Genomic DNA, 16,272 nt, shown 5'->3' with positions numbered 1-16,272 from the left:
GGTGACTTCACGGGGCATGCTCATGTGATGGATCGCAGCCGGATATATCAGGGGAGGACGGCCAGGCCAGATGGCAGGGCCGTGCATATGGCGGTCCAACCGATCTTCGCAGCCCCTCGATTTGAATTCGGTGCGTCGGCAGCGCCTTTCGCTATCGGCCCCAGCCTGCCCTCACCCATGATTGATCCGCTGGAAGAATGGCAAAAGCAGCCAAAGCCTCTATATTGATTGTCATGGATGCATCGAACGAACACGCGCTAAACGACGAGCTTCTCCAAGATATCCAGCGCCTGTCCTTCGAGTATTTTCTCAACGAGGCCAACCCTGCCAACGGCCTGGTCGCCGACCGCAACACGCCAACGTCGCCTGCCAGCATAGCCGCTGTCGGGCTCGCTTTGTCGTCCTATCCCGTCGGTGTCGAGCGCGGTTTCATGACGCGCGATGCCGCAATCGAGCGGACGCTCGCCACGCTTCGCTTCTTCTGGAACGCCCCGCACGGGCCGGAGCCCGATGCCACCGGCTACAAGGGTTTCTACTATCATTTCCTCGACATGAAGACCGGCCGCCGCGTCTGGAATTGCGAACTGTCCACGATCGATACCGCACTTCTGCTTGCCGGTGTTCTGGCTGCCGGCGCTTATTTCGACCAGGACGATGAGCTCGAACTGGAAATCCGCCAGCTTGCCGATGCGCTCTACCGCCGTGCCGACTGGCGCTGGGCGCAGAACGGCGGCGCCACCGTCACCCATGGCTGGCGGCCTGGAAAAGGCTTTCTCCGCTACCGCTGGGAAGGATTTGACGAGGCGCTGATCCTGTACGTCCTGGGTCTCGGTTCGCCGACCCACTCGCTAACTCCCGAGAGCTACGCGGCCTGGCTGTCCACTTACAAATGGAAGACCATCTACGGCCGCGAGATGGTCTATGCCGGCCCGCTTTTCATCCACCAGTTCTCGCATATCTGGATCGATTTTCGCGCCATCCGCGATACCTTCATGCAGGGTCACGACATCGACTATTTCGAAAACAGCCGCCAGGCGACGTATCTGCAGCGCGATTACGCAATCCGCAATCCGAGGGGGTTCGCGGGCTATGGCGAGAATTGCTGGGGCGTCACCGCCAGCGACGGCCCAGGTCCGATCGCGCGGCGAGCCGATGGACGCCGCTTCTTCGGTTATCTCGCCCGCGGCGCACCGTTTGGCCCCGATGACGGCACGCTGTCGCCATGGGCGGCAATCGCCTCCTTGCCTTTTGCGCCGGAAATCGTGCTGCCGGCGCTGCGCCATTTCCACGAGATGGACCTGCGCGACGGCAACCCTTACGGCTTCACCGCGAGCTTCAACCCGACGATCGCTGCCGACGACGGCCGCGCCTGCGGTTGGGTATCGCCGGACCATGTCGGCATCAACCAGGGGCCGATCGCCCTGATGATCGAGAACTACCGGTCCGACTTCCTGTGGCGATTGATGCGCCGCGTGCCGGCCATCACCACAGGACTGCGCCGGGCCGGGTTTTCCGGCGGTTGGCTGTGACAGGCGGCGATCCTTCGCGCGGGATCGTCAAGGCATCAGCGCGACCTTGCCGGTCCGACTCCACCATCCGGCCAAGGGAGCCGAGAGCGCCTCTTCACGTGAATGAAAAAGGGCGGCGCAAACGCCGCCCTTTGGAAAAATCATCGGTCCTTGGGAGGATAAGGCTCAGGCCGCCTGGGCTTCGCCGGCAATCGCGTCGGCCTGACGCGCTGCCTTGAGCACGCGGGCCCACCAGGCAACGTCGTTGACCAGCGCCGTGGCAGCCTGGTTCAGATGCTCGATCTCCTCGAGCTTCTTCTCGCCCTGGCGCACCGCCAGGAAATCGCTCCAGGCAATGTGAACGGCGGATTTGACCGGCGCCATCTGCAATTCGACCGCGGCAAGACGCAAATGTTCGACAGCGCGCGAGCCGCCGACGCTGCCATAGCCGACGAAACCGGCCGGCTTCTTGTTCCATTCATTGGCGGCGTAATCGATGGCGTTCTTCAGCACGGCCGTCGGGCCATGATTGTATTCGGCGGCGGTGAAGATGAAGCCGTCGAATTCGGCGACCTTCTTTTGCCAGCGCTGGGCAACTTCGTTCTGCGACGGCGCCCAGGCGGACGAGGCGACCTCGTCGAAGAAGGGCAGCGGCCAGTCGCGCAGGTCGACGGTCTCGACGTCGATGTCGGCATGGGATTTCGCGATCTTGGCGATCCACTGGGCGGGCACATCGGCGAAACGCGCGGCGCGTGTCGAACCGACGACGATGGCGATTTTGGGCTTGGACATGGGGCTCTCCATATATGCAAAAGCTGGTATCGTTTGGATACCGGCGCTATATGAGATACTGACAAATGGCAGCGCAAGGAGGCACCGTTATGTTACTGAGGCACCCGCACAACACCGAAGACTGCCGCGCCGTCTCGGAAATCCTGCAGCGCGTCGGCGACAAATGGACCGTTCTGGTCGTCGGCAAGCTGGGCGGCGGACCGCTGCGTTTCAATGAGTTGCGCGCCGCTGTCGGCGGCATTTCGCAGAAGATGCTGACCACCACCTTGCGCGGTCTTGAGCGCGACGGCTTCGTCACCCGAACCGTGTTCCCGACCATCCCGCCACGCGTCGACTATGAGCTGACGGAGCTCGGCCATGAGCTGCTGGTGCCGGTCGGCGCGCTCGGCGAATGGGCGCGGAAGAACACCTCGCGGGTCCAGGCGGCGCGTGAAAGATTCGATGGCGTGCACGCCTGAAAACCGTTGCCCAGCAATAGTTTACGGATTTTGCCGTCGACGACGCGTACCCGGGTTTAACTGGATCCGCCCTGGCATCGTTGGTCGCGCCATCGCGACATAGCTGCAGCGTTTCGTTCGCCGGCGCATGATCATTTTGAGGCTGACGAGGTCTTCCGCTGACGGGCCCTCAGGCCTTTGACGCAGGGTTGCTGCAACACACTGCGCCGCACGTCTCTACCCTTGCAGACCGCTGGGCAGTCCGCTCGTTGCCAACGGTCCGGTCGTGCGTGCAGGCAACGCTTGGAAGCTCTTTCCTGATCTCGGTATAAGCGGTCGTGCCAAGCAGCCAGATCACCGCGACGAGGGCCGCCACGAGCCAGCCGTTCAGCATGTGTTGACGCATTGTCTTCCCTCCGCCGCCCGCAGAATCGGATGTGAAGGCAACCATTGGATGTCGCGCAGCGCATCGCCCGCGCGGGGGATGTTACATAAGCGCAAGCTTGGCAGAATCGACGATGTCAACTTTCGGTTGGAATCGGCTTCGGCTTGCCGTCGCTATCCAGCGCCACCATGACGAAATCGGCGTGGGTGACCTTCTCCATCAGGTCGGAGAGGTAGCGTTGCGCCCAGGCCTCGACCTTGAGCGTCATGGAGGTGCGGCCGATGCGCTCGACATGGGTGTAGATGCACAGCGTGTCGCCGATCTTCATCGCCTTGGCGAAGGACATTTCCTTGACCGCCGCCGTCACCACGCGGCCCTTGGCCCGCTCGGCCGCACGGATGCCGCAGGCAAGATCCATCTGCGCCATCACCCAGCCGCCAAAGATGTCGCCGGCCGCATTTGCATCGGCCGGCATGGCGAGCGTACGCAAGGTCAGATCGCCGATCGGCCGTCCGTCCGCGTAATGCACCATCCGAGATTCCCCTAAAGCGATAGCCCTTGATCCCGTAGCGTCACGGGCCCAAGAGGTCAACGCGACGGGCGAGGCTCCCGGCGCAATGTCGGTTCCATGGCAGCTTTTCCGGCCAGGCGTCTCACGGTCGCATTTTTCACAACGCATGCCGGAAGGCACCGCGACTTCGGAAGCCTGCCGCGGATAGGCTGCAGCCAGTTTTGCGGAGCCGCCAACACCAATCATGCAGACCTATGACTTCATCATCGTCGGCTCCGGCTCAGCCGGCTCGGTTCTCGCCGACAGGCTGTCGGCTTCCGGCCGTTACTCCGTGCTGGTGCTGGAAGCCGGCGGCAGCGACCGCCGCTTCTACGTCCAGATGCCGCTTGGCTACGGCAAGACTTTCTTCGACCCCGCGGTCAACTGGAACTACAAGCCCGAGCCGGACCCCGGCCTTGCCGGCAATGTCGACCATTGGCCGCGCGGCAAGCTGCTTGGCGGCTCAAGCTCGATCAACGCCATGGTCTGGATCCGAGGCGCGCGCGAGGATTTTGATGACTGGCGCGATGCCGGCAATCCCGGTTGGGGTTATGACGATCTGTTGCCGGGCTTCAAGGCGCTTGAGGACAATGAGGCCGGCGCCGATAGATGGCGCGGCACCGGCGGGCCGCTGCATATCACCGACACGACGAACGCCGTCCATCCGCTGACCAGGCGCTACCTCGCCGCCGGCCAGCAAGCCGGGCTGCCGCTCAACCCCGACTTCAACGGTGCCGCCCAGGAAGGCGTCGGCACCTACCAGATCTCCACCAAAAACGGCCGCCGCATGTCGGCCGTGCGCGCCTTCCTGCGCCCCGCGATGAAGCGCAAAAACGTCCGCGTCGAGACGAATGCGCTGGCGAGCAGGATCCTGTTCGAGGGCAAGCGAGCCGTCGGCATCGAATATCTGCAGAACGGCGAGACCAAGACGGCGCGGGCCGGCCGCGAAGTCATCCTGTCCGCCGGCTCGATCAACTCGCCGCAGCTCTTGCAACTGTCCGGCGTCGGCCCCTCGTCACTGCTCAAGGGGCTTGGCATCCCGGTCGTCCACGCCAACGAAAATGTCGGCGCGCATCTGCAGGACCATGTCGGCATCAACTATACCTTCAAGGGAAACGTGCCGACGCTCAACCAAATCCTGCGGCCCTGGTGGGGCAAGCTGCTGGTCGGCATGCAGTACATCCTCACCCGCTCCGGCCCGCTGTCGCTGTCGATGAACCATGGCGGCGGCTTCTTCCGAACCGACCCGGCGTTTTCGCGCCCCAACATGCAGCTTTATTTCCAGGCTTTCTCGACCGTCATTCCGAAGAGCGGCGAGCGGCCGATCCTGACGCCGGATCCGTGGCCGGGCTTTTCCATCGGCCTCTCCAACTGCCGCCCGTCCAGCCGCGGCGAGATCATGATCCGCTCCAGCAATCCGCTGGACTATCCCAGGATCGTAGCCAACGCCTATTCCACCAACGCCGATGTCGACGAGATGCTGGCGGCGGTGAAATTCGTGCGCAAGATAGCCTCGATGCCCGCCATGGCCGAGATCATCACTGAGGAGGTTTTGCCGGGCCCATCGATCCAATCGGATGCCGACCTGATCCAGGATTTCAGGAAGCGCTCAGGCACCGTCTATCACCCGGTCTCGACCTGCCGCATGGGGCCGGACGCCGGGGCCGCCGTCGTCGACCCGCGCCTGAAAGTGCACGGGCTCGAAGGTCTGCGTGTCATCGACGCCTCGATCTTTCCCGCCAACATCACCGGCAACACCAACGCCGCCTCGGTCATGACCGGATGGAAGGGCGCCGAACTGGTTCTGGAGGACCAAAAATGAAGATCACCGACGTCAAGACCTGGGTAGTCGGCAACCCGCCGCCCGGCATCGGCGGCAAGTATTTCATCTTCGTCAAGCTGACCACCGATGGCGGCGTGGTCGGTTACGGCGAGGCCTACAACGCCACCTTCTCGGCTCACATAACGGCCAAGCTGGTCGAGGACATGGCCGAGCGTTACCTGATCGGCCACGATCCGCATGACATCGAGACCTTCTTCCGCCGCGCCTATTCCTCAGGATTTACCCAGCGCCCCGACGTTACCGGCATGGGCTGTTTCTCGGCGCTGGAAATGGCCTGCTGGGACATTGTCGGCAAGGAAGCCAACAAGCCGGTCTACAAATTGCTCGGCGGCCAGGTGCATGAGACGCTGCGCTCCTACACCTATCTCTATCCGCACACCGGCAGCGTCCATTCGGAAGACGCGCCGGACGGCAGGAACGTCTACAATGACCCCGAATTGGCGGCCGCCTGCGCGCTCGAATATGTCGAGCAGGGGTTCAACGCCGTCAAGCTCGACCCGGCCGGACCTTATACCGCCTTCGACGGCCACCAGCCGCGCCTGATCGACATCGATGTCTCCACCCGCATGGTCAAGGCGATCCGCGAAGCGGTCGGCACCCGCGCCGATATTCTGTTCGGCACGCATGGCCAGTTCACCGCGTCGGGTGCGCTGCGCATGGCACGAGCCATCGAGCCCTACGATCCCTTGTGGTTCGAAGAGCCGGTCCCGCCGGACATGCCCGAAGTGATGGCGCATGTCGCCCGCGGCACCTCGATCCCGATCGCCACCGGCGAGCGGTTGACCACGAAGTTCGAATTCGCTCGCGTGATCGAGAACCGCGCCGCCACCATCCTGCAACCGGACCTTGGCCGCTCAGGCGGCATTCTCGAAACCAAGAAGATCGCCGCCATGGCCGAGGCATACCACATCCAGATCGCGCCGCACTGCTATTGCGGGCCGATCGTCGGCGCCGCCAACATCCAGCTGGCGGTGACGCTGCCCAATTTCCTCATCCTGGAATCGCTGAAGCAGTGGGACGGTTTCCACGCCACGCTCTTGAAGAAGAAGATCGAGTGGCAGGACGGCAATGTCATTCCGTCGAAGGAGCCCGGCCTCGGCGTCGAGCTCAACGAGGCGGTCTGCGAGGCGCATCCCTACACCGGCAAGGACCTGCATTTGCAGATGATGCAAATGCCGCTGATGCCGTGAGCGAACGTTACGCCTTCATCGGCCTTGGCCATCTCGGCGGCAACCTCGCCGCCAGCCTGTTGCGCAACGGTTTTGTCGTCATCGTCTTCGACCGCGACCCCGCCGCCGTCGAGCGCCTGGTTGCGCTCGGCGCCATCGCAGCGAACAGCCCGGCTGAAGCGGCAGCGCTAGCCGGCAACGCCATCACATGCCTGCCCTCGCCCAAGGTCAGTGAAGCGGTGCTGGCTGGTCCCGGTGGACTGCTGGAAGGATTGCCCAAGGGCGGCACATGGATCGAGATGTCGACGAATGGCCGCGACGAGATTCTGCGCCTCGCCGCCCTCGCCTCGGCCAAGGGCGTCGAAACGCTTGAGTGCCCGGTCACCGGCGGCGTGCATCTGGCCGCGGTCGGAAAGATCACCGCGCTTGTCGGCGGCGATGCTGCGCTTTACGAGCGCCATCGTCCGGCCATCGAAGCGATGTGCGCAAAGTCGTTCCTGATGGGTCCGGTCGGCTCGGCGGCGGTGATCAAGGTCATCACCAACATGCTGGCCTTCATCCATCTCGTCGCCGCCGGCGAGGCGCTGATGTTGGCCAAGCAAGGCGGCCTCGACCTCGCGCAATCCTACCACGCCATCGTCGCCTCCTCCGGCAACAGCTTCGTCCATGAGACCGAAAGCCAGCTCATCCTCAACGGCTCCTACGACATTGGCTTCACCATGGACCTGGCACTGAAGGACCTCGGCTTTGCGCTTGCGATGGGCAGGGAGTTCAGACTGCCACTCCAACTGGCGCCGCTTGTGAGTGAGATTTTCCTGATGGGCAAACAGGAATATGGCGGCGGCGCCTGGTCGACCCAGATCGTCAAACTGCTCGAGGATGCCGTCGACATGGATCTGCGCGCGCCCGGTTTCCCAGCCAAGCTGGAAAGCTAAGCCGGGTAAATATGTCCTGCGATTTCAGGCCCTTGGCCGGTTCGCCGGAATCGCCGCTCAAACCACCTGAATCAATCCCTCAACGCCTTGATTCAATATCTCAGCGTCAGCGCTCCGGGCAGGATCTCAAACGTCGCGGGTATACGCCCCGGCGACTCGCCATCTATGTCGACCAGCGCGCCGTTCTTCTCGACATCGCCGATAGGTTCGACCACCACTTTCCGGCCACGCAATATGGTGATGGCCGGATGGTTGCGGTGCCGGCCGCCATAGAGCAGCCGAATATCCCAGATCAGCTTCAGCTTGCCGGCCGCGCGCAGGATGACGATGTCGAACTGGCCGTCGGCGAGTTCGGCGTCCGGGGCGATCATCATGCCGCCGCCGAAGAACTTTCCGTTGGCAACCGCCACCAGCGCCATGCGCGCCTCGACCGGGGTGCCATCGTCGACGGTGATCCTGACGTCCTGGAAGCGGTAGCGGATGAACTCGACCACGGTGCGCCAGAAAAACAGCGCCTTGGCCGACATCCTGCCCTTGCGCTTGTCGGCATTGACCGCACGGTCCGTGGCGCCGGATAGGCCGAGGCTGGCGATATTGATGAAGTGCCGGCTGGCCAGCGCGCCATGGTCGTCGATGTAGCAGATGCGCCCTGCATCGACCTTGCGCGCCTTGGCTTCGGCGATCCGCTTCAGCACCGCATCCACCTCTTTCGGCAGCCCGAGCCCGCGCGCGAAATCGATGCCGGTGCCGCAAGGCAGCAAGGCAAGTTCGGTTGTCCGGCCGCTCTCATCGAAAGCCTGCAGCAATCCGTCGGCCACTTCGCTGGCGGTGCCGTCGCCGCCGGCCGCGATCACCAGCTCGAAGCCGCTTGCCGCGAGGTCGAGCGCCAGCCTTTCGGCGTCGCCCTCGGCCTGCGTCTCGCGCAGCTCGAATTCGCCGAAATGCTTTTTCAGCGAAGCAGCCACCTCCGGCCAATGCCGTTTCAGCCGGCCGCCGCCGGCAATCGGATTGAGCACCACCCCGACTTTCAATGCGCACCCTCCCCGCACCGAGCCGATAGGCTTGATGCTTTGCCGGCATTGAAGCCCGCGCCAGCCGGCGGAGCAAGGGGCACAGCCGATCAGGCGCCAAAAAGCGGGCGGGCTGTCTAATGCAGCTGGAGTCGAAATTCCGAGCTTTGTGGCAAACGATCCCCGATAATCCCGTTATCCACAGGCTCACGCCCATTCCCCAAAACCCTTACCCAGCGTAAGTTTAGCCCATCTCAGGCGGCTACCGATCGCCACGCCGAAAGGCAAAGCGAAAAGGCGGATTTCCTGAGGCCCGTACGGCCCGAAGCGAGAGCAGGCTTGCCTGTTCGAGGGACGGATGCCGAGACCTACGGGGCCGCGGAAAGCGTGCGAACGCCAACGGCGGACCGATGCTGCCATGAAGGACGGCGAAAACCTTCGATGGCGCGCCGAACGAAGCTCGCAAGGGTGGAGAACGGCGTGGTCTGGAACGGGCACTGCCCTCGGGCGGTGACTGGCAGGACCGTCAAAATCAAGGCCGGCATGGCGCGACGACTTCACGGAAGTTGCTGCCGCGACCGTGTCCTGATCTGACAGGGAGGCGCTGGGAGAAATCCCGGCGCCGACTGTCTTTTGGGCCAAGGGTCCGGTCGGCGAAGCGACGCGTAAGAAGCCGATACTTTGCTGGAACGCGATTTCGGCGCTGACGGCACCATCTTCATCACCAGGCGCGGTCAGCAATTCACCGACATGATCCCGCGCCTGATCGACAGAGGCGTGTCCTTCGTCGAGATCGGTGGCAACGACGCGATCATGCTCACCGTGCTTTCGGCGGCAGACTTCGCTCCGCCCGAAGGCGCCCGGGCGCTGTTCAGCCAACCGTTCCGATCGATCCGGCCACCCGTCGCACCGGGCTGATCGTCGCCGTGCGCAAGCTGCACATCGTGCTGCCGGCGCTGTTCGAAGCAGGCGCGAGGCTGGAGCGCGTCTACAACTGAAGCCGCGCCCTGCACCGCGGCCTGCCCGGCGGGCCAAGCTACTTCTTCGGGCCGATGCCCGGGATCAAATTGAGGCCAGCGTTTATATATTCCGGCCGTATGGCGCCGCTGATGAGCGTGAAGGTGGCGAGCATGATGCTGGCCAGCGCACCGTCATGCCATGGCCTGAGGGCCAGCGCGTTTACGGCATAGGCCCAGAATGGGAAGGCGAGCATCGACATGACGATGTTGGCTCCCGGAGCCTCCGCATTGTCGGCTGAATCGCTGACCGATTTCAGATACACCGGCGTCATCGCCAGCGCGACGATCAACATGATCCATGAAATGGTCCAGACGCTGATACCGGCCATTTCAATCTTATAGATGGCTGCCTGCACCTTACCCGGAATGTCCCCCGGATTGCCTTTGGTCTCTTCCGCCACCGCATCGGTCAACGCCTTGGCAACCGGCTGCTCAGTGGCATTGACCAGGATGGAGTTGACGAAGATGAAAAATGCCACGACTTCGGCAGGCACGTACTTCGCCACCCGGTCGAGATAGCCGTCGCCGCCTTTCGATCCTTGATCTTCTTGCTTGTCATCGTCGACGCCGAGCGGAGCATCGCCTGGAATGCCCTCGAGCGTTGAATCCCTTTTCGGCACAGGCTCAGCGGACCGAACAATTCTTCCCATGACAAACCCCTCCTATATTGTTGTATCGCCCCGTGAGTATCGTAGTAGAAAACCGGGCCAAGAAACAGTTGTCGCGGCCATAGCCAACAAGATTTATTCAGGCTTCTTCCTGCAAATGCATCACGCTCCCGCCCTATCTGCTACCGGGTGTCTCGAAATCCACCTATAGTGAGCCGTACCCGAAAAACGCATCCCCCGGCTCATCGCGTGATCGCGGCCAAAATCCCGCCTTGTTCGCGCGCGATGGAAGGACTGGCTGCCGGGGGGCAATCCGAAGGACAAGACCGTGATCAAGACCGCCCTTGTCGCCATGACCATTGTCGGCTGCGACTGCGACGCCAAGCTTTGCGAATATATCGGCGAGACGCCGGCGAAGTGGGCGACTATCGCCGACTGCGAAGCGGCGATGAAAAGCCAGATGCTGCACCAGAAGAACTTCGACTATCCGCTGGTCTCTGGCATCTGCCGCAGCAAGGGGTCGGCGTCTTCTTCGCAACTGGCGGCGGCCGCATCCCGCCCGGAACTGAAGCCGGCCAGCCGGAATGTCCAAACCCCGTTGCCGCCGGAACTGAGCCATCGGCCGAGCGTTCCCGTCGGCTCCCCGACGACGGCCATGGAGGCAGCAGCGGTACGGCCCGTCGCCTACGAGCAAGTGGTCGATGGCGGAACAGGCGTGCTCTACCGCACCAGGAACGGCTACGCCGTGGTCAAGACAGATCTCGGCCGCGTCGCGTCGGCAACGGTCGGCATTGCCAAGCGGTCCGCGAACTGGCTGGCAGGGCTGGTGCCGAGCGGGTTGTGAGCGGCCTGCCGTTCGGACCATACCACGCTGTCGCACTGCCGTTGAAAACTCCAGATAGATGCATGATGGTGTCAGGCATCGACACGCAGGAGCGCCATTTCATGAAGCATGCAGTTCGAACCGTGCTGTCCCTGGTGCTGGCCTTGGCGCCGATTCCGGCCGGTGCGCAGGATTCCGGCCAGGGCGGCGACAAGGTTGTAGGCGTCGCCAGGGACGATCCGGAAATGGCGGCGGCCATTGCGCAGGCGCGCGCCAGCCTCGATGAATTCCTGTCCTTGTCGGATGCGCCGCCAGCCGGGACAACCAGCTACAAATTGAAGGTCGAGGTCAGGGACGGAGACGCCTCGGAACATTTCTGGATCATCCCCTTCCACAAGACCGCGACCGGCTTTGCAGGAACATTGGCCAATGAGCCGCAAGCGGTGCACAATGTCGTGGCCGGCCAGGAACTCGAATTTAACCGGGACGATATTTCCGACTGGGGCTACACCAGAAACGGTCGCCAGGTCGGCAGCTTCACCGTCTGCGTGATGTTCAAGACGATGGCGCAAGAAGATGTCGAATATTATCGCCAGAACTACGGCTTCGACTGCTGAGGCGCGGCGACATGAAAGGGGCTGAATATCCCGGCGAAAAATGGAACGTCGTATCGGCGGCCGATGCCGGATGGAACGTCGATCTCCTCGCCGAGGCGAAAGCAGCGGCACGGCAATTTGGTTCGATAGCGTCTGTGGCCATCCATCGCGGATCTGTCGTCGCATCCAGCGGTTCGGCCTCGAAAAAAGTCGTCATCCGCTCGGTCCGCAAAAGCCTGCTGAGCGCTCTAATCGGCATCGAGGTCAAGCGCGGACGCATTCGTCTGGACAACACGCTGGGCGAGCTCGGCATCGATGATGTCGCGCCGTCGTTGAGCGAAGCCGAAAAGCAGGCAACAGTCGGCGATCTCATCAAGGCTCGGTCCGGGATTTACCACCCGGCGCTCGCCGAATCCGAACAGATGAAAGCCAACCGGCCCGTCCGCGGCAGCCACCCCAGGGACAGCCACTGGTATTACAACAATTGGGACTTCAACGCCCTTGGCACCATCTATGAGAGGGCAACCGGCCGCTCCGTTTTTGACGGCTTCCATGCCGACATCGCCGTCCCGCTCGGCATGCAGGATTTTCACCCTGACGACGGCGCGTATTTGCGCGGCCCCGAATCGGAGCACCCCGCCTATCATTTTCGCATGACCGCGCGCGATCTTGCCCGATTCGGCCTTCTGTACCTGCGCAAAGGCAGCTGGCGCGGCACGGAGATCGTGCCGCGGGCGTGGATCGAAGACAGCACAAAGGCTTATTCGATCACTCCAGACGGAAGCGGCTATGGTTACATGTGGTGGACGACCGGCCGTGATGGCGAAGCCCAGTCCGAAGCCACCGTTCTTCGCAATGCGGATTTGCCCAGGGTTCGCTATTTCGCCCATGGCGGTTTCGGTCAGATGATCGGCGTCTTGCCGGCAGCCGAACTGGTAGTCGTCAACCTCGCGGTCAGCCGCTCCAGATCCGCCGAGGAGCAGCGCAGGCTCGGCGATATTGTCCGCCTTGTCGCGAGAGCCGCACCCGGATGAATGGCGGCTTGTTGCAATCGGGAACTGCCTAGCTTGCGGCCGCCTCGCCATCCGTCGCGCCGATCTTGCGCACCAGCGCCGCGGTCGCCAGGATCGCGCCCATATCGGCGATCATCGGGGCGATGTGCTTGGTGTAATCGAGTGGCACGGAAATGGCGGGCAGTTCGAAGAAATTCTTCGGCTGCGGCAAGAGCAGGAAACCATCGCTGCCATTAAGTGCCACCCGCGCCGGATCATCGCGCCATGTCTCGTGCAGCCATTTCAGCGCCTGCGCCAACCGGCCGCTCACCAGCGGCTGCGCGGCGGCGACATTGTCGGTGCGAAATTCGTAGTCGCCGTCGAGCAGCGGATCGCCGCTGGACAGTTCCTGCATCTTGCCGGCGAAGATGCCGCGGAAGAAACCGACCACCGCGTTGCTGCGGCGCGTCGCGACCAATATGCCGGGGAACGGCGCGATCGTCTCGAACGCAACGATGACGCCCTTGAAGACCGTCGACGAGCCTTTGCCCGAACCTTGGCGCAACTCCGCCTCGTAGAGCTCGAACGGAAAATCCTCGTAGCGGCCTGACACGATGTCGTCGAAGCTCTGCCGGTTGAAGGCGCCGACCACGGCGCGCGGCAGCCGGTCGAAGGAATTCGGCGTCACGCTGTGCTGATAGCGCACATCCCTGATGAAGCCGAAGATGATCGGCAGCAGCGTGTCACGGAACGATTGCTGCAGCCGCGTCGCCGGCCTGATCGCCAGGAAGTACAGCAGCAGCGCCGCGAAGAAACCGCCGACATAGAGGAACACATGCGGCGTCGAGAACCATTGCTCGTTCAAGTCGGCGACCTTGTTGAACAGCCAGGCCACCAGCACGACAAAAACCAGCAGCAGCCCCAGAAACACCGGCACCCGCCAGCGCACCTGGCGGCAGGCCGAAGCCCGTCCAGCCTCATAGATCTCGATATTCTTCCTGATGCCGGCGACCACCGCTTCATCAGGCATGAACTCAGCTGCTTCCATCGCCCCCTCGCAAAGTCCTATTATACCTATGATAACGGGAAAGTTGTCAGTCGCCAAAGATCGCCTTCAGCCTGGCCTGGACCTTGCCCTTCATCCGGCCAGTCAGCGCCTCGACCGGAACCAGCCGCTCATGCCCGCCTGCGCGCAGCCGCATGAAGGGATGCATCCGGTACCCGGCGATCGCACCGCGCATGCCGAGATCTGCGCTGACATCGACGACGAAAATGCCGGCGATGCGGCCGGGCCAGGGCTGCCGCGCCAGCGCCGTGCCGAGGAAGTCGCCAAGCCCGTAAGCCACGAGCGTCTTGCCGACCCATTGCACCGGCTGCACGACATGGGCGTGGTGCCCGGCAATCAGCCCCACGCCGTGACCGGCCAGCAACCTCGCCAGCGTTTGCGTTTGCGGCTGCGGAAAATGCCGGAACTCCCAGTCCCAGTGCGGCACCGCACAGGTGAGATCGATGTTCTTGTCGGCCGCGCCTCTCGGCCATGCCGCCGGATCGCCTTGCATCGAGACAAGCTCGGTGAATGGCCCGGCGTCACCATTGCGCCACAGTGTGAAGGCGGCAAAGCCGATCGTCAGCGGCCCGGCCTTGACCTGCTCGACCGATCCTTTTTTCGCGGTGCCGATGGTGCGGATTCCAAGCCGCTTCAACGCCGCAACGGTCTCGTCGAAACCGGCGACGCCCTGGTCGAGCACATGGTTGTTGGCCAGCGACAGCACGAGCTTTTCACGCGCGATGCCTACGGCAGCAAGCGCCGCGGCAAGAAACCGCTCGCTCATCGCATGGTGAGTGCCAAGCCGCGTGCCAAACGCCACGCTCGGCCGCTCGACGACCGGACTTTCGCAATTGCCGATCACCAGATCGGCTGAGCCCAAGAGCTTTGCGATTTCCGGATCGCACTCCGGCGCACTACGGTTGGCCACCGCCGAAATATCGCCGACAAAGGCCAGCCGCACCTTCCGCCCCGGCGGCGGATCGATGATCGTCGTCGCCGCCCTCGGTGCGAGATCCCTGACATCGCCGCCGAGAGACGGTTTCAGGAAGCGCGGCAGCCATGACAGTTTGTAGGAAAGCGGATAGTTCGACACGCGACGCCCAATCGTTTGCCCAATCGGTTAGCTTGTGTAGACGGTCTGCCCGGGAAGTGTCGACCGTCAGTCCTTGAAACACTGCCGCCGGCAGACACGGCGCCAAATGCGTGTAATGTCTGCGCATCGCATAGTGGAGGGATGAGATGACACGTTTTGCAGGCCTGCTGGCGTCCGCCCTCCTCCTGTTGCTGCCTTTATCTTCGGCCCGCGCCGCCGCGCCCAAAGCGGCAACCGCTTTGTTCGAGGCCAAAACGGTGACCGAGCGCAACGCCGCGCTTACCACGCTCGAGGCTGCAGCCCAGGGCGATCCGGCGTCAGCCTATGCCGCCGGGGCCGGCGAATTCTTCACCGCGCTGGAAATCCTCGCCGGCGGTCTGCACCGCCACGGGTTCGAAAGCCCGCAATCATTCATGCTGCCGCTGATGCGGCTGCCGATTCCGGACAATCCCAATCCCGAACCGCTGACCTATGAGCAGTTCCGCGCCATTCTGGTCGCCTTCCGCGACCGGCTGGAGACATCCGCGGCCACTCTGGGCTCGGTACCCGCCGATGCCGATATCGGCATGGTCGTCGACCTCACCCATGCCGGCATCGATCTCAACGAAGACGGTGCCATCGCGCCGGATGAAAGCATGGCCGCGATCATGGCCTCGCTGTCGCGCGGCGGTATCTCGTCGGACGGCGCCGCTCCCTCGCTCACATTCCGCTTCGACCGGGCCGACGGTTTCTGGCTGCAGGGCTATGCCGAATTCCTGATGGCGCAGGCCGATTTCTGGCTGGCGCATGATTTCAGGACCATGTTCGACGGCTCGTTCCACATGCTGTTCCCGCGCGCCAAACTGCCGCTGCAGGACGTTCTGGTGCCTCCCGCCGGGGACATGGGCAGCAGCATCTTCTCATCGGAATGGCGCATCGCGGATTTCATCTCCATGGTTCACCTCGTCAACTGGCCGGTGGTCGAGCCCGAGCGACGTCAAGCGGCGCGCCGCCATCTGCTCGAAATGATCCGGCTGTCGCGCCAGGACTGGAAGGCGATCCGCGCCGAGACCGACAATGACCGCGAATGGCTGCCGGGACCGCAGCAGAAGGGCGAGAACCCGCTCACCGGGCTCGAAGTCGGCGAGGAGCAGGTCGAGGCCTGGCTCGCCACTCTGACCATGGCCGAAGACCTTTTGGAAGGCCGCAAGCTGCTGCCGCATTTCCGCATCACGGTCAGCACCGGCCAGGGCATCAACATGAAGCGTTTCTTCGAAGAACCGAAGCCTTTCGACCTAGTGCTGTCGATTACCGGCCCGGCCATCGCGCCCTACCTCGAGAGCGGTGAGATCGTAACCAGCGGCGAGTTCGACCAGATCCAGCGCCAGTTCGGTGGCGGTGGGTTTTTGACCTTCGCGCTGTGGTTCAATTGAGCAGGCGGCCTGGCTTCGCGTAACACAGCTCCTGACACCCTTGTGTCAGGAG

At 63.1% G+C, this 16,272-nt stretch carries 16 protein-coding genes; 10 read left to right on the top strand and 6 right to left on the bottom strand.

The genetic code is table 11. The annotated features are described in order from the left end of the window. Nucleotides 1-233 precede the first annotated feature (233 nt). Nucleotides 234-1,529, top strand: coding sequence for a glucoamylase family protein (locus NKI37_RS05275; RefSeq protein WP_023671991.1), 1,296 nt, complete (start codon nucleotides 234-236; stop codon nucleotides 1,527-1,529). Nucleotides 1,530-1,694: 165 nt separating this feature from the next. Here NKI37_RS05275 and NKI37_RS05270 read toward each other — a convergent pair whose 3' ends face one another. Continuing rightward, the gene (locus tag NKI37_RS05270; RefSeq protein ID WP_023671992.1) at nucleotides 1,695-2,300 is read right to left on the bottom strand and encodes an NADPH-dependent FMN reductase; all 606 of its coding nucleotides are present in this window, start codon (nucleotides 2,298-2,300) and stop codon (nucleotides 1,695-1,697) included. 89 nt (nucleotides 2,301-2,389) lie between these two features. Here NKI37_RS05270 and NKI37_RS05265 point away from each other — a divergent pair, with 89 nt between their 5' ends. Continuing rightward, nucleotides 2,390-2,758 carry a winged helix-turn-helix transcriptional regulator gene (locus NKI37_RS05265; RefSeq protein WP_023683744.1) on the top strand — a complete coding sequence of 123 codons (369 nt, stop codon included), beginning with the start codon at nucleotides 2,390-2,392 and terminating at the stop codon, nucleotides 2,756-2,758. Between the two features lie 500 nt (nucleotides 2,759-3,258). Here NKI37_RS05265 and NKI37_RS05260 read toward each other — a convergent pair whose 3' ends face one another. Then, a complete protein-coding gene (locus tag NKI37_RS05260) occupies nucleotides 3,259-3,654 on the bottom strand; it encodes an acyl-CoA thioesterase (RefSeq protein ID WP_352789467.1) in 396 nt (131 codons plus the stop codon). A gap of 223 nt (nucleotides 3,655-3,877) precedes the next feature. Between NKI37_RS05260 and NKI37_RS05255 the strand changes: the two genes are divergently transcribed. From NKI37_RS05255 to NKI37_RS05245, 3 genes are read left to right on the top strand one after another with little or no spacing between them, the layout of a single operon-like run. Beyond that, on the top strand, nucleotides 3,878-5,494 hold the full coding sequence (locus NKI37_RS05255) for a GMC family oxidoreductase (protein ID WP_023724935.1): 1,617 nt from the start codon (nucleotides 3,878-3,880) through the stop codon (nucleotides 5,492-5,494). Next, nucleotides 5,491-6,705, top strand: coding sequence for a mandelate racemase/muconate lactonizing enzyme family protein (locus NKI37_RS05250; RefSeq protein ID WP_352789464.1), 1,215 nt, complete (start codon nucleotides 5,491-5,493; stop codon nucleotides 6,703-6,705). Before NKI37_RS05255 ends, NKI37_RS05250 begins: the two co-directional genes overlap by 4 nt. Continuing rightward, on the top strand, nucleotides 6,702-7,619 hold the full coding sequence (locus NKI37_RS05245) for an NAD(P)-dependent oxidoreductase (protein WP_023728216.1): 918 nt from the start codon (nucleotides 6,702-6,704) through the stop codon (nucleotides 7,617-7,619). The genes NKI37_RS05250 and NKI37_RS05245 overlap by 4 nt, the downstream gene beginning before the upstream one ends. 92 nt (nucleotides 7,620-7,711) lie before the next feature. On the opposite strand, the gene NKI37_RS05240 is transcribed toward NKI37_RS05245, so the two are convergent. Next, on the bottom strand, nucleotides 7,712-8,650 hold the full coding sequence (locus tag NKI37_RS05240) for a diacylglycerol/lipid kinase family protein (RefSeq protein ID WP_023683740.1): 939 nt from the start codon (nucleotides 8,648-8,650) through the stop codon (nucleotides 7,712-7,714). A 660-nt stretch (nucleotides 8,651-9,310) separates the two neighbouring features. Between NKI37_RS05240 and NKI37_RS05235 the strand changes: the two genes are divergently transcribed. After that, on the top strand, nucleotides 9,311-9,547 hold the full coding sequence (locus NKI37_RS05235) for a hypothetical protein (protein ID WP_023683739.1): 237 nt from the start codon (nucleotides 9,311-9,313) through the stop codon (nucleotides 9,545-9,547). A 118-nt stretch (nucleotides 9,548-9,665) separates the two neighbouring features. On the opposite strand, the gene NKI37_RS05230 is transcribed toward NKI37_RS05235, so the two are convergent. Continuing rightward, nucleotides 9,666-10,298, bottom strand: a complete 633-nt coding sequence (locus tag NKI37_RS05230) for a hypothetical protein (protein ID WP_155923215.1) — start codon at nucleotides 10,296-10,298, stop codon at nucleotides 9,666-9,668. Between the two features lie 286 nt (nucleotides 10,299-10,584). On the opposite strand from NKI37_RS05230, the gene NKI37_RS05225 reads away from it, so the two are divergent. The 3 genes from NKI37_RS05225 (at nucleotide 10,585) to NKI37_RS05215 (ending at nucleotide 12,709) form a co-directional block, all read left to right on the top strand. Further along, on the top strand, nucleotides 10,585-11,100 hold the full coding sequence (locus NKI37_RS05225) for a hypothetical protein (protein WP_023672002.1): 516 nt from the start codon (nucleotides 10,585-10,587) through the stop codon (nucleotides 11,098-11,100). A gap of 62 nt (nucleotides 11,101-11,162) precedes the next feature. Beyond that, a complete protein-coding gene (locus tag NKI37_RS05220) occupies nucleotides 11,163-11,696 on the top strand; it encodes a YegJ family protein (RefSeq protein WP_352789461.1) in 534 nt (177 codons plus the stop codon). A gap of 11 nt (nucleotides 11,697-11,707) precedes the next feature. After that, nucleotides 11,708-12,709: a serine hydrolase domain-containing protein gene (locus tag NKI37_RS05215; RefSeq protein WP_023823422.1), complete on the top strand. Its 1,002-nt coding sequence runs from the start codon at nucleotides 11,708-11,710 to the stop codon at nucleotides 12,707-12,709. A gap of 28 nt (nucleotides 12,710-12,737) precedes the next feature. Here the strand turns inward: NKI37_RS05215 and NKI37_RS05210 are convergent, their stop codons facing one another. Continuing rightward, the gene (locus NKI37_RS05210) at nucleotides 12,738-13,715 is read right to left on the bottom strand and encodes a DUF3137 domain-containing protein (RefSeq protein ID WP_023741083.1); all 978 of its coding nucleotides are present in this window, start codon (nucleotides 13,713-13,715) and stop codon (nucleotides 12,738-12,740) included. A gap of 46 nt (nucleotides 13,716-13,761) precedes the next feature. Next, on the bottom strand, nucleotides 13,762-14,808 hold the full coding sequence (locus NKI37_RS05205) for a CapA family protein (RefSeq protein WP_031199227.1): 1,047 nt from the start codon (nucleotides 14,806-14,808) through the stop codon (nucleotides 13,762-13,764). Nucleotides 14,809-14,954: 146 nt separating this feature from the next. On the opposite strand from NKI37_RS05205, the gene NKI37_RS05200 reads away from it, so the two are divergent. Further along, nucleotides 14,955-16,220, top strand: coding sequence for a hypothetical protein (locus NKI37_RS05200; protein WP_023754565.1), 1,266 nt, complete (start codon nucleotides 14,955-14,957; stop codon nucleotides 16,218-16,220). Nucleotides 16,221-16,272: the final 52 nt, after the last annotated feature.

Source organism: Mesorhizobium sp. M0626, from assembly GCF_040320665.1.
Classification (GTDB): Bacteria; Pseudomonadota; Alphaproteobacteria; order Rhizobiales; family Rhizobiaceae; genus Mesorhizobium.
This window is presented reverse-complemented; position numbering and strand designations above follow the sequence as displayed.

Coding starts and splice junctions, on each gene's coding strand:
- NKI37_RS05230 (WP_155923215.1), bottom strand. CDS start 10,298: ATGGGAAGAATTGTTCGGTCCGCTGAGCCTGTGCCGAAAAGGGATTCA.
- NKI37_RS05250 (WP_352789464.1), top strand. CDS start 5,491: ATGAAGATCACCGACGTCAAGACCTGGGTAGTCGGCAACCCGCCGCCC.
- NKI37_RS05210 (WP_023741083.1), bottom strand. CDS start 13,715: ATGGAAGCAGCTGAGTTCATGCCTGATGAAGCGGTGGTCGCCGGCATC.
- NKI37_RS05200 (WP_023754565.1), top strand. CDS start 14,955: ATGACACGTTTTGCAGGCCTGCTGGCGTCCGCCCTCCTCCTGTTGCTG.
- NKI37_RS05220 (WP_352789461.1), top strand. CDS start 11,163: ATGATGGTGTCAGGCATCGACACGCAGGAGCGCCATTTCATGAAGCAT.
- NKI37_RS05255 (WP_023724935.1), top strand. CDS start 3,878: ATGCAGACCTATGACTTCATCATCGTCGGCTCCGGCTCAGCCGGCTCG.
- NKI37_RS05260 (WP_352789467.1), bottom strand. CDS start 3,654: ATGGTGCATTACGCGGACGGACGGCCGATCGGCGATCTGACCTTGCGT.
- NKI37_RS05265 (WP_023683744.1), top strand. CDS start 2,390: ATGTTACTGAGGCACCCGCACAACACCGAAGACTGCCGCGCCGTCTCG.
- NKI37_RS05215 (WP_023823422.1), top strand. CDS start 11,708: ATGAAAGGGGCTGAATATCCCGGCGAAAAATGGAACGTCGTATCGGCG.
- NKI37_RS05270 (WP_023671992.1), bottom strand. CDS start 2,300: ATGTCCAAGCCCAAAATCGCCATCGTCGTCGGTTCGACACGCGCCGCG.
- NKI37_RS05275 (WP_023671991.1), top strand. CDS start 234: ATGGATGCATCGAACGAACACGCGCTAAACGACGAGCTTCTCCAAGAT.